The sequence below is a fragment of the Paenibacillus cineris genome (assembly GCF_018333335.1).
In the GTDB taxonomy this organism is placed as follows: domain Bacteria; phylum Bacillota; class Bacilli; order Paenibacillales; family Paenibacillaceae; genus Paenibacillus_AQ; species Paenibacillus_AQ favisporus.
On sequence record NZ_BORU01000001.1, the window covers coordinates 1574571 to 1588023 of the forward strand.

10 protein-coding genes are annotated in these 13453 nt (G+C 53.5%); all 10 read left to right on the top strand.

Features of this window, described 5'->3' with window-relative positions; all coding sequences use genetic code 11:
- Window positions 1–101 precede the first annotated feature (101 nt).
- The 10 genes from rpsB (at window position 102) to KI379_RS07715 (ending at window position 13408) form a co-directional block, all read left to right on the top strand.
- Entirely contained in the window at window positions 102–800 is a 699-nt protein-coding gene (gene rpsB / locus KI379_RS07670) for a 30S ribosomal protein S2 (RefSeq protein ID WP_076168084.1), read from the top strand.
- A gap of 151 nt (window positions 801–951) precedes the next feature.
- A complete protein-coding gene (gene tsf / locus KI379_RS07675) occupies window positions 952–1602 on the top strand; it encodes a translation elongation factor Ts (RefSeq protein WP_076168081.1) in 651 nt (216 codons plus the stop codon).
- Between the two features lie 201 nt (window positions 1603–1803).
- Window positions 1804–2532, top strand: coding sequence for a UMP kinase (pyrH, locus tag KI379_RS07680; RefSeq protein WP_076168079.1), 729 nt, complete (start codon window positions 1804–1806; stop codon window positions 2530–2532).
- On the top strand, window positions 2532–3086 hold the full coding sequence (gene frr / locus KI379_RS07685; protein ID WP_076168076.1) for a ribosome recycling factor: 555 nt from the start codon (window positions 2532–2534) through the stop codon (window positions 3084–3086). Before pyrH ends, frr begins: the two co-directional genes overlap by 1 nt.
- 71 nt (window positions 3087–3157) lie before the next feature.
- Window positions 3158–3925, top strand: a complete 768-nt coding sequence (locus tag KI379_RS07690; protein ID WP_076168074.1) for an isoprenyl transferase — start codon at window positions 3158–3160, stop codon at window positions 3923–3925.
- 21 nt (window positions 3926–3946) lie between these two features.
- Window positions 3947–4747 (top strand): phosphatidate cytidylyltransferase, encoded by an 801-nt coding sequence (locus tag KI379_RS07695; protein WP_145134901.1) that lies wholly within the window; start codon window positions 3947–3949, stop codon window positions 4745–4747.
- An 18-nt stretch (window positions 4748–4765) separates the two neighbouring features.
- A complete protein-coding gene (locus KI379_RS07700) occupies window positions 4766–5905 on the top strand; it encodes a 1-deoxy-D-xylulose-5-phosphate reductoisomerase (protein ID WP_212983222.1) in 1140 nt (379 codons plus the stop codon).
- Window positions 5906–6121: 216 nt separating this feature from the next.
- Window positions 6122–7393 carry an RIP metalloprotease RseP gene (gene rseP, locus KI379_RS07705; RefSeq protein WP_076168067.1) on the top strand — a complete coding sequence of 424 codons (1272 nt, stop codon included), beginning with the start codon at window positions 6122–6124 and terminating at the stop codon, window positions 7391–7393.
- Window positions 7394–7445: 52 nt separating this feature from the next.
- Complete coding sequence (gene proS, locus KI379_RS07710; RefSeq protein ID WP_076168065.1) at window positions 7446–8894, top strand: proline--tRNA ligase; 1449 nt, start codon at window positions 7446–7448, stop codon at window positions 8892–8894.
- 197 nt (window positions 8895–9091) lie between these two features.
- Window positions 9092–13408, top strand: coding sequence for a PolC-type DNA polymerase III (locus KI379_RS07715; RefSeq protein WP_212983223.1), 4317 nt, complete (start codon window positions 9092–9094; stop codon window positions 13406–13408).
- Window positions 13409–13453: the final 45 nt, after the last annotated feature.

Sequence of the window (13453 nt, forward strand, 5' to 3'; positions counted from 1 at the left end):
TGTCGGATTTCGTAAAGGGTGCTTTCCATATGGGGAGTCTTGACGGGAAATGAAAGCAGCGGAGGACACAATAAAAAACCAAACTTAGGAGGTGTGTGAAGATGGCAGTTATCTCCATGAAGCAGCTTCTCGAAGCTGGCGTTCACTTCGGTCACCAGACACGTCGCTGGAACCCGAAAATGGATAAATATATCTTCACTGAAAGAAACGGAATTTACATTATTGACCTGCAAAAGACAGTTAAAAAGGTCGAAGAAGCTTTTAACTTCGTGAAAAGCGTGGCAGAAGAGAACGGAACAATTCTTTTCGTCGGCACGAAGAAACAAGCCCAAGACTCCGTCAAAGAAGAAGCAGAACGTTGCGGCATGTACTACATCAACCAACGTTGGCTCGGCGGAACGCTGACTAACTTTGAAACGATCCAAAAACGGATCAACCGTTTGAAAGAACTCGAAAAATGGGAAGAAGACGGCACATTCTCCGTTCTTCCTAAGAAAGAAGTCATCCTTCTCCGCAAAGAGAAAGATCGTCTTGAGAAATTCCTGGGCGGCATCAAGAACATGAGAGGCCTGCCGAGCGCCCTGTTCATCATCGATCCGCGCAAAGAGCGCATCGCGGTTGCCGAAGCCCGCAAATTGGGTATCCCAATCGTAGGTATCGTTGACACGAACTGCGATCCGGACGAAATCGACTACGTTATTCCTGGTAATGACGACGCGATCCGTGCCGTTAAGCTGTTGACTGGCAAAATGGCTGACGCTGTGGTGGAAGCTCACCAAGGCGAAGAAACTTCTGCCTAAGTTTCGACAGTTACGTAATATAGACATGAATTAAATGAAAAGGGTGGTTGGTAGGTGGATAACCTCTCACTGCCCTTTTTTTAAGATGAAAACAAAGATCAGGTGTGACGCCTGGCTGAAAAATTAGCATCCTATTTGGAGGGAATATTCGATGGCAGTAAGTGCTAGTGCGGTAAAAGAACTTCGTGAAAAAACAGGCGCAGGTATGCTCGATTGCAAAAAAGCGCTGGAAGAAGCAAACGGTGATATCACCAAAGCAACAGAACTCCTTCGTGAAAAAGGTCTGGCTGCAGCAGCAAACAAAGCTGGACGCGCAGCTACGGAAGGCGTTGTAGAAGCTTACATCCACGCTGGCGGAAGAATCGGCGTTCTGGTTGAAATCAACTGCGAAACCGACTTCGTTGGTAAAACAGACCAGTTCAAAGAGTTCGCACGCGACATCGCGATGCATATCGCGGCTTCGAGCCCGCGTTACGTTTCCCGCGAAGAAGTGCCTCAAGCAGAAGTAGAGAAAGAAAAAGAAATCTTGAAAGCCCAAGCTTTGAACGAAGGCAAGCCTGAAAAAATCGTTGAAAAAATGGTTGAAGGCCGCATCGGTAAATACTACGAAGAGTTCTGCCTTCTGGAGCAATCCTTCATTAAGGATCCGGACAAAACGATTTCTCAGCTGCTGAACGAAAAAATCAGCACGATCGGCGAAAACATCTCCATCCGCCGCTTTGTTCGTTACGAACTGGGCGAAGGTCTCGAGAAAAAAGTCGACAACTTCGTTGAAGAAGTTATGGCGCAAGTTAAACAATAAGAGCCCTTTTTTTGCGGCATCTATAACTAGAACAAGAGAAGAGCGGAACACGCAGTGTTCCCTCTTTTTTAAAAGAGCAGACGTTTTTTTCTGAAGAGAATGACATCGGTTTGGTGTGGTGTTTACCGGATAGGGCCCGCCGAACGTTAGTTGCAGCAACTGGCGCCATATGGTGATGTCTTTAAAGTGGAGGGTAAACATTTGGAACAGCCTGTATTTAAACGAGTTGTCTTGAAGGTCAGCGGGGAATCCCTCGCAGGTCAGAACGGTTATGGTATCGATGCGGAAACGATCGGATCCATTGCAGAGCAAGTCAAAGAAGTGGTGGATCTTGGCGTTCAGGTTGCAATCGTCTGCGGCGGCGGCAACATCTGGCGCGGCATCGCCGGCAGTTCCAGCGGGATCGACCGCGCAACAGCCGACTACATGGGGATGCTCGCGACGGTCATGAATTCGCTGGCGCTTCAGGATGCCCTGGAGCAAATCGACGTGCCGACGCGCGTACAGACATCGATTGCCATGCAGCAAATTGCAGAGCCTTATATCCGCCGCAGAGCGATCCGCCACCTGGAGAAAGGCCGCGTGGTCATTTTTGCCGCAGGAACGGGTAACCCGTTCTTCTCGACCGATACTACCGCTGCCCTGCGTGCGGCTGAAATCGAGGCCGAAGTGATTCTGATGGCCAAAAACAAAGTGGATGGCGTGTACTCCGCCGATCCGTTCAAAGACAGTACGGCCGAGAAATATGAACAGCTTACTTACATGGACGTGCTGAACAAGAATCTGGGTGTGATGGATTCCACGGCATCATCCCTCTGCATGGACAACAACATTCCGCTGATCGTATTTGCTGTTACCGAGCAAGGGAACATCAAACGGGTCGTTTTGGGTGAAAAAATCGGAACGATTGTTAAAGGGAGCGTAGACTAATGCCAGAAACGGTAAAAAAACACGCAGAAGAACGCATGGAAAAAGCCATCGGCGCTTTGAAGAGAGACCTCGCCACACTGCGCGCCGGCCGCGCCGCCCCGGCACTGCTTGACCGGATCCAAGTGGAGTATTATGGAGCGATGACACCGGTGAACCAGCTGGCCAACATCAGCACGCCGGATCCGCGCACGCTGCTCATCCAGCCTTGGGACAAATCTTCGCTGGCCGATATCGAAAGAGCGATTATGAAGTCCGACCTCGGACTTACGCCGGCCAATGACGGCAACATCATTCGTCTTTCGATTCCGCCGCTGACCGAAGAACGCCGCACGGAACTTGTGAAATTGACGAAGAAGTTCGGCGAAGAGGCGAAAGTGGCGATCCGCAACATTCGCAGAGATGCCAACGACGACATCAAAAAGATGGAGAAAACCGATATTTCTGAGGATGAATCGCACCGTCATCAGGAAGACATCCAGAAGACGACGGATAAATTTATTGCGGAAGTCGACAAGGTGCTCGTAGCTAAAGAAAAAGAGATCATGGAAGTATAAGAGACTTGCGGCCCCTCCTTTTATGGTGGGGTTTGTGTCTTTTTTGCAGAAACCCGCTTGGAGGAACTAGAATGATCAAACGAGTTCGATCGTGGTGGAAACAGAAGGACCCGCAGCTTTTGCCAGAGCGATCCATGGACAACGTTCCTGAGCATGTGGCCATCATTATGGACGGCAACGGGCGTTGGGCCAAAAGTCGAGGGCTGCCGCGAATCGTCGGGCACCAGACCGGGATGAAGGCAGTGAAGCGGGCAACCATTGCTGCCGACGAGCTGGGCATTAAATATTTAACGCTGTATGCTTTCTCTACGGAAAACTGGAAGCGTCCCAAAGACGAAGTCGACTTTCTGATGCGTCTGCCGCAGGAATTTCTGGCGATCGAGTTGGACGAATTGATCCAAAAAAATGTGCAGGTCCGCATGATGGGTGACCGCGACGGTCTGCCGCAGCACACGCTGAATGCCATGGAGGAAGCGATGCGCCGGACGGCCGGCAATGACGGGCTTGTCCTCAATTTCGCCCTCAACTACGGCAGCCGCAAGGAAATGACGGATTGCATGAAGGAGCTGGGTAAACAGATTCAGGAAGGCAGGCTGTCGCCTGACGAGATTTCCCCTGAGTTGATTGACCGTCATTTGCTGTCGGGAGGCATGCCGGATCCGGACCTCATTATCCGGACGAGCGGCGAAATGCGGCTCAGCAATTTCATGCTGTGGCAGCTCGCGTACAGCGAAATGTGGTTTACCGATATTTACTGGCCTGAATTTAACCGAAATCATTTATACGAAGCGGTTGCTGAATACCAGCGCAGAACGCGTCGATACGGCGGACTGACTTAGCCTGATGGGGGATGAATACCGTTGAAACAACGACTGATCACAGGAATTGTTGCGGGTGTCGTTTTTCTGGGATTTTGCCTGCTTGGCGGCCTGCCGTACCACATTCTAGTCCTGGCGATGGCAATGATCGGATATTATGAATTTGTAAAAATGACCCGGGTATCTCCGTTTAGCGGTACGGCCATGCTGGGATACCTGGGCGTGCTTGTGTTTATGTTCCCGTGGAAGCTGCTGGATATCAGCTTTCCGCTTCCACTCGGGCACGTCATCTGGCTGCTTCTGTTCCTGTTCCTGCTGGTAACCGTCGTTACCAAAAACAAGGTGGACATTCAGATGACCTCCCTGCTCTTTCTGGGAGCCGTTTATGTGGGCGTCGGCTTTTCGTACATTGCCGAATCCCGCAGCGCCCCGGACGGGCACGGGGTGTTTTGGACGTTTTTGCTGCTGGTGTCGATATGGGCGAGCGATGCGGGAGCGTACTTCGTGGGCAAATGGATTGGCAGCCACAAGCTGTGGCCGGCGATCAGCCCGAATAAAACGATCGAAGGCGCCCTTGGCGGTGTTATCATCGCCATGTTGACATCGGCGGTCTTTGCGCTTCTGTCGGGCGGTCTGCTCACGATCGGACGAGCCCTGGCGATCGGGCTGGCATGCGCAGTGGCCGGTCAGCTTGGGGATCTGGTCCAATCGGCGTACAAGCGTGTATACGGCATCAAAGATTCGGGAAATCTGCTGCCGGGTCATGGGGGAATCCTGGACCGCTGCGACAGCTGGATTATCGTATTTCCGTTCGTACATATCATGATGCTGATGCCTTATTAATACGAGAGAAGGTTCAATATGAAGAAATTAAGCGTTCTCGGCTCTACCGGCTCGATCGGCACGCAGACGCTGGATGTCGTGTCGAAGCATCCGGAGCATTTTCAAATCGAAGGGCTTGCGGCCGGGTCGAACGTGGAGCTGCTGCTCCGGCAGGTTCATCAGTTCAGACCGAAGAAGGTTTCGGTCGCGACCAAAGAACTGGCTGAACAGGTGAAGACGCAGGTTTCGCCAAGTACGGAAATTTTCTATGGAAATGAAGGGCTGGTGGAGGTAGCGGCCGGCACGGACGCCGATACGGTCGTAACGGCAGTGGTAGGCAGCACGGGGCTGCATTCCACGCTGGCGGCGATCGAAGCCGGGAAGCACATTGGACTGGCCAACAAGGAGACGCTTGTAACCGCAGGACATCTTGTCACTGAGGCCATTAAGCGGAAAGGCGTAAATATGCTGCCGATCGACAGTGAGCACTCGGCTATATTTCAATGCCTGAACGGTGAACGCCGCGATGACCTGGCCGGCATCACGCTGACCGCTTCCGGCGGTTCGTTCCGGGATTTGACCCGGGAGCAGCTCCAATCGGTGACGGTGGAGGATGCCTTGAAGCATCCCAACTGGTCGATGGGGGCGAAAATCACTATCGATTCGGCGACGATGGTAAACAAGGGGCTGGAAGTGATTGAAGCCCATTGGCTGTTCGGCCTGCCGTATGAGCAGATCCACGTGCTGCTTCACCCCGAGAGCATCATTCATTCTTTCGTGGAATTCCGCGATACGAGCATCATCGCCCAGCTGGGCAATCCGGACATGCGCGTACCGATCCAGTACGCACTGACCTACCCGGAACGCTGGGATTCGCCTGCCAAACGGCTGTCGCTGGCCGAAGTGGGCAAGCTGCATTTTAGAGAAATGGACATGGAGCGGTTCCCTTGTTTAAGACTTGCCTTTGAATGTGGTAAAATGGGTGGTACAGCAACCACCGCTTTTAACGCAGCCAACGAAGTGGCGGTAGGCCGGTTTCTAAACAGGGAGATTTCGTTTTTACAAATAGAGGATATTATTGAGGAAGTGCTTGACCGGCACGCCAACATTTCGAATCCGCAGCTGGCGGACATTGAGGAGTGCGACCGGAATACGCGGCTGCTTGCTGCCAAGCTGTAAGCGGGCATGCAAGCGGCATAACAATACATCACTCTACTCCCCTGATTTTAAAAAATGACGAGAATGTGATTCTCTTGTGCGGGACCGGAGAATAATGATAATCTATATAGACTGAATTAAAGACGAGCTTCTTTTCGCGCTGCGGGCTTTAATCCATCTGATGATATAGATGCGACAGAAACTTCGGTCTCAGACAAATTAAGGGGGATGCGACGCTTGGAAATGGTGCAGGTAGTATTTTTGACGGTACTCATGTTTTTCGTCATCGTGACGGTGCATGAATGGGGCCATTTTTACTTTGCCAGACGCGCCGGCATACTGGTACGGGAATTTGCGATCGGTTTCGGTCCGAAACTGTTTTCTTATAAACGGAATGAAACGCAGTTTACGCTGCGGCTGCTGCCTTTTGGCGGTTATGCCCGGATGGCGGGGGAAGATCCTGAAATCGTGGAAATTCACCCCGGCCAGACCATCGCGGTCCGCGTCAGCGGCGGCGAAGTCAAGAAAATATATCTGGATCAGCTGGACAACCGAAAGAACGTCATCCGCGGAGAAGTGGAATTCATCGATATGGTCGATGATTTGAAGGTCCGCCTGAACGTGGACGGCGAGAGCCAGCAGTATCCGATTTATCCGAAGGCGATGCTGGTCGCCAAATCCCATGAGACGCAAATAGCCCCGAGAGACCGCCAGTTTGCCAGCAAGACGGTGGGGCAGCGCGCGCTTTCGATTTTTGCGGGGCCGCTGATGAATTTTATTCTGGCCTTCGTACTCTTCGGGGTCCATCTGCAGATGGCGGGGATTCCGCTGGAAAATCCGACGTACGTGCAGATCGGCGACATCTCCAAAGGAATGCCTGCCTATGAAGCGAACCTGAAGAAGGGCGACATCATCGATTCGATCGATGGCGTGAAGATCGGCGCGGATTATCAGAAAATGATCGATCTGACCTCCAAATCCAAGGACAAGCCGATGGAATGGACGATCCGCCGGGGAGACGAGGTATTTAATGTGACGCTGACTCCGCGTGCAATGGAAGGCCAGGAAGGCGGCAAGGTAGGCATTACGCCGCAGCTGCCAAGCCGCAAAGCGTCGATCGGCGAAACGTTCAGCGGAGCGGGAGTCGCGATGGTCGATACGACCAAAATTATTTTCGAGGGCTTCGGCCAACTGATCAAGCAGTTTAACATGGACGATCTGGGCGGACCTGTCCGGACGTTCGAGGTGACGGGCCAGATCGCGAAGCAGGGCATCGTGCAGCTGACGTATTGGGCGGCGATTCTCAGCCTCTACCTGGGGATCTTCAACCTGCTGCCGATCCCGGCGATGGACGGAAGCCGGCTGGTGTTCCTCGGTGTCGAAGCGCTGCGGGGCAAGCCGATCGATCCGAGCCGGGAAGGCATGGTCCATTTTGTGGGCTTCGCCATGCTGTTCCTATTAATGATTGCCGTAACCTACAATGATATATTACGATTGATTAACGGATAACTAATGATGTCCCCGGCTAGAACGGGGTGAACTTGGGAGGAAGTCCATTTTTATGTCAAACGATAAACAATTTGTGACGGAGATTACGCCGCAGGGAGAAGATTTTTCCCGCTGGTATATTGATGTGATCAAGAAAGCCGATCTGATGGATTATTCGCCGGTCCGCGGCTGCATCGTCTTCCGTCCGGACGGCTACGAAATCTGGGAGCACATCCAGCGTGATCTGGACCGCCGTTTCAAGGAAACGGGTCATCGCAACGCCTATTTTCCGCTCTTTATTCCGGAGAGCTTTTTCCAGAAAGAAAAAGAGCATGTCGAAGGCTTTAATCCCGAGCTTCCTTGGGTAACTGAGGCAGGCGGAGACAAGCTGGAGGAGCGTCTGGCGATCCGTCCGACGTCGGAGACGATGTTTGGGCACATGTACGCCAAATGGATCCAATCCTACCGCGACCTGCCGGTGCTCATTAACCAGTGGGCCAACGTCGTCCGCTGGGAGAAGCGCACGCTGCCGTTCCTCCGCACGAGCGAGTTTTTGTGGCAGGAAGGCCATACCGCTCATGAGACGGAAGCCGAAGCACGCGAAGAAACGATGAAGATGCTGGAAGTGTACCGTCAATTCGTGGAAGAGTTTTTGGCGATTCCGGTCATTACCGGCCAGAAGACGCCTTCCGAGAAATTCGCCGGTGCGGTGGAGACATTCTCCATTGAGGCGATGATGAAGGACGGGCGCGCGGTTCAGGCGGGAACCTCCCACTACCTGGGCACGAACTTTGCGGTGGCGTTTGACATTCAATACTTAAGCAGAGACAACAAGCAGGAATACGTGCATACGACATCCTGGGGCACAAGCACGCGCCTGATCGGCTCGATGATTATGGTGCACGGCGATGACCGCGGCCTGGCGCTGCCGCCTAAGGTGGCTCCGACGCAGGTGATCATGATTCCGATCGGCCCGCCGAAAACATGGGATGCCGTCGTTGGCCGTACGGACGAGCTGTTCGCCGAGCTGAAGCAGGCAGGCATCCGCGTGCGCGTGGACGACCGCAGCGACCTTCGCCCGGGATGGAAATTCAACGAATACGAAATGCGCGGCGTTCCGGTCCGTTTGGAAATCGGTCCACGTGACATGGAGAACGGCGTCTGCGTGCTCGTCTCCCGGATTACCGGCGAGAAGAAGGTCGTTCAGCAGGCCAACCTGGTTGAAGAAGTTCAGACGATGCTGGATCAGGTACAGAAGGAAATGTTCGATCGTGCGAAGCAGTTTATGAACGACCATTTCTATTCGGTGGATACGCTGGAGGAAATGAAGAGCAGCATGGAACAGCAGCGCGGATTTACACTGGCAGGATGGTGCGGTTCGGAAGCCTGCGAGAGCAAGGTGAAGGAAGAGACCGGGGCAACCAGCCGGAACATTCCTTTCGAGCCTGCGGAAGAGAAGCATACCTGTCTGGTATGCGGGCAGCCTGCCAAGCACACCGTCGTTTTTGCCAGAGCGTATTAATACTGCGGCAGCCAAGCTGCGAGTTTGATTCGTTTCCCGCATAAGCAGGGAAGAACCCGGCGGATCGGTAGTGAAGCCGGATGAAATAATGAATGAGGAGCTTCTGCCAGAAATGAGTCGGTGCACGAGATCGAGACATTTTTGTGAACAGAGGCTCTTCATGTTTATGGATTAGCGCTTTAAAGGGGGAGGAGAGCATGGAAAACGTGGGGGAAAAGAGAAAACGGTTCGAGCTGCTGATGAAGCAGGGGGAAATACCGCCCGCGATCGTGGATCCCTATTTTCTGGATGGTCATATCGAACAGGTGGAGATCAGCCGGAGCAATCAGGAATGGAGAATCACCATTTGGAAGGAAACCTTGGTCCCCGGTGAGGTGTACCGGACGTTCTGTCTGAGGCTTCAGGAGAAAATGCAGCATATTGCAAAGCTGTCGTTTGTGTTCAGATATGCAGACGAAGTAGACCGCAAAGACATCGTCGGCGCTTACTGGAACCTTTTCCTGGAGTGGGTTCACCGCGAAATACCTTCCGTCAACGGCTGGATGGCCAGGGCTAAGCATGAGCTGGACGGGGGAACCCTGATGGTCACGATGTCCGACAATACGTCGCTGGAGCTGGCGAGAAAGAAGCAGATCGACCAGGCGCTCACTCGTTTTTTCGCGCATTACTTCGAGGTTCCTCTCCGCGTCAAAATTCAAGTCGGCGAAATCCAGCGGGAAATGTACGAGGAGTTCGAGCAGAAGAAGCTCGAGGAAGAGCGTGAGGTTATCCAGAAGATGATTTCCAGCATGGAGGCGGAATCGCGCGCAGCCGAGGGTGACGATGAGGAAGTCTTTCTTCAGGTCGGTTACGATATCAAGGAGCAGCCGGTTCCGATTCAGGAAATCCAGGACGAAGAGAAGAAAATTACGGTTCAGGGCACGATTTTTGGCCTGGACCGCAAAGAGCTGCGCAACGGCAGCACGCTGTTCATGTTTAACCTGACGGACTTTACGGATTCTCTGCAGATGAAAATGTTTGCCAAGACGAAGGAAGACGTCAAAGTTCTGAGCCTGCTCGCCAACGGCAAATGGGTGAAAGCCCGCGGACGCGTCGAGATGGACCGCTTTATGACGATTCCCGAGCTGGTCATGATCCCTTCGGATTTGATCGAAGTCCAGGCGCCACCTACCCGCAAGGATAACGCTCCGGAGAAGCGGGTGGAATTCCATCTGCATACAACGATGAGCACGATGGACGCCGTGACGCCAATCGACCAGTACATCAAGACAGCCGCCAAGTGGGGCCACAAAGCGATTGCCGTGTCCGATCACGGCGGCGTGCAGTGTTATCCCGAAGCGGCGAAAGCCGCGAAGAAAAACGGGATCAAGATGATTTACGGCGTCGAGGCCAACGTGGTGAACGATTCCGTTCCGGTCGTCATGCAGCCGAAGCCGATGGACTTGAAGTCTGCGACATACATCGTATTCGATATCGAGACCACCGGCCTGTCGATCACGAACAACAAAATCATCGAGCTTGCGGCCGTCAAAATGCATGAAGGCAAGGAAGTCGACCGCTATGCTACGTTTGTTAACCCGCATGAAAAAATACCGTATCACATCCAGCAGCTGACCAACATTAACGACGAGATGGTCAAGGATGCGCCGGAGCTTGAGCCCGTCATCCAGGACTTCGTCAAGTTTGTCGGTGACGGCGTACTTGTTGCTCACAACGCACGGTTTGACGTGGGCTTCATCCAGGCTGCCCTGAAGGGGCTCGGCATGCCGGAACTGGACAACCCGGCGCTGGATACGCTGGAGCTGGCCAGATTGCTTCACCCGACGATGAAAAACCACCGCCTCAACACGTTGGCGGATAAGTATAAAGTGGCGCTGGAAAGCCACCACCGGGCGATTGACGATACGATTGCCCTCGCCGGCATTCTGGACGGACTGCTGGCCGATGCCGAGAAGATCAAAGGGCTGACCCGCCTGGAACGCCTGAACGATTACGTCGGCAAGGATCTATCCAATTCTCGTCCGTTCCACTGCGGAATCTACGCGCTGAACCCGATCGGCAAGAAAAACTTGTACAAGCTGGTGTCGATGTCGCACACCGAATATTTCAAACGGGTGCCATGCATCCCGAAATCGAAGCTGGAGGAGATGCGCGAAGGGCTGCTGGTCATCTCCGGCTGCGAGAAGGGCGAGTTCTTCGAAACCGTGCTGAACAAGACGGTGGAGGAGGCGACCGAGGTGGCGGAGTTTTATGATATTTTGGAAATTCAGCCGCTGACGATGTACATGCACCTTGTAGAAAAAGGGCTCGTCGGAAGCACAATAGAGCTGAAGAACGCCATCAAAACCGTGTGCGAGATCGGGGAAAAGCTGAACAAGCCCGTGATCGCCACCGGCAATGTGCACTACTTGGAGCCGCGGGACAAGCTGTTCCGGGACATTACGATTCACGGCATCACAGGCTTCAGCCCGCTGAAAGATATCCGCAAGCCGGATGCCCATTTCCGGACAACGGAAGAGATGCTGGAGGAATTCGAGTTCCTTGGTCCGGAGAAGGCGATGGAAGTGGTTGTGAAAAATACCAACGATCTGGCCGACCGCTTTGAGGAATACGAGCTGTTCCCGGACAAGCTGTTTACGCCGATTATCGAGGGGGCGGATGAGGAAATCCGCAACACTTGCTATGCCACGGCGCGGTCGATTTATGGCGAAGACCTGCCGGAAGTTGTCGTCGCACGGCTGGAGAAGGAGCTGGAGCCGATTATCAAATACGGCTTCTCCGCCAACTATCTCATTTCCGAGCGGCTGGTGAAAAAGTCGAACCAGGACGGCTACCTTGTCGGTTCGCGGGGATCCGTCGGATCGTCCGTCGTCGCGACCTTCCTCGGCATTTCCGAGGTTAACCCGTTGCCCGCGCATTATATTTGCAAAAATCCGGAATGCAAGCACAGCGAATGGTTCCTGGACGGCAGCGTGCCAAGCGGATTTGACCTTCCGGACAAGCAATGCCCGAACTGCGGCCAAATGCTGAAGGGCGAAGGTCAGGATATCCCGTTCGAAACGTTCCTTGGCTTTAAGGGCGACAAGGTTCCCGATATCGACTTGAACTTTTCCGGGGAATATCAGCCGACGGCACACAACTATACAAAAGAGATTTTTGGCGAAAAATGTGTGTTCCGCGCAGGAACGATTGGTACCGTGGCGGAAAAAACGGCATTCGGTTATACAAAGAAATACGAAGAGGAATACCATAAAAAGTGGCGCGGAGCGGAGCTGAACCGGCTCGCCGCCGGATGCACCGGCGTCAAGCGGAGCACGGGCCAGCACCCGGGCGGTATCGTCGTTGTCCCTGACTACATGGAAGTGGAAGACATCACGCCGGTTCAATACCCTGCTGACGATACGAACGCGGAATGGAAGACGACCCACTTCGATTATCACGCCTTCGACGCGAACCTGCTCAAGCTCGATATTCTGGGGCACGATGATCCGACCATGATGCGGATGCTGCAGGATTTGACAGGGGTCGATCCGACGACGATTCCGATGAACGATCCGAAGGTCATGAGCATGTTCAACTCAACGGAGGCGCTCGGGGTAACGCCCGAACAAATCCGGACACCGGTGGCCACCTACGGCGTGCCGGAGATGGGGACGAAGTTCGTCCGCCAGATGCTGATTGAGTCAAAGCCATCCTCCTTTGCCGACTTGCTGCAAATCTCGGGCCTGTCCCACGGAACGGGCGTATGGCTCGGCAATGCACAGGAGCTCATCAAGAACGGCACCTGCAACATCAAAACGGTGATCGGCTGCCGTGACGACATCATGCTGTTCCTGATTTATAAAGCCGGCATGGATGCGAGCCTGGCGTTTAAAATTACGGAAAGCGTACGTAAGGGCAAGGGCTTGACGCCGGAATGGATCGAGGAGATGAAGCGGTGCAAGGTGCCGCAGTGGTATATCGATTCCTGTCTGAAAATCCAGTACATGTTCCCGAAAGCGCACGCCGCTGCATATGTTATTTCTGCGGTGCGTACGGCTTACTTCAAGCTGTACCATCCGATCGAATATTATGCCACTTATTTCTCGGTCCGGGCAGAAGACTTCGATATCGAGCTGTGCTGCCAGGGCTATGAGGCCATCTACCGGCAAATCGAAGAGATCGAGCAGAAGGGCTTCCAGGCGACGACCAAGGAAAAAAGCATGCTCTCGATCCTCGAGATGGCGCTGGAAATGACCGCACGCGGCTTTACGTTCAAGCCGATCGATCTGTATCGTTCCGATGCTACCCGGTTTACGGTGGACGGAGAATCGCTGATTCCACCGTTCTCGGCGCTGGCCGGTATCGGGGATAACGCGGCCAAGAACATCGCCGCCGCCCGCGAATACGGGGAGTTTCTCTCCATTGAGGATTTCCAGCAGAAATCCAAAGCGAGCAAGACGATCATCGAGCTGCTCACGGGAATGGGCTGCTTCAGGGGGCTTCCGGAGAGCAACCAGCTTTCGTTATTTTAATTCCGTCTTTTGTGTGCAACGCCCTAACCCCTTGCTGCACAAGGT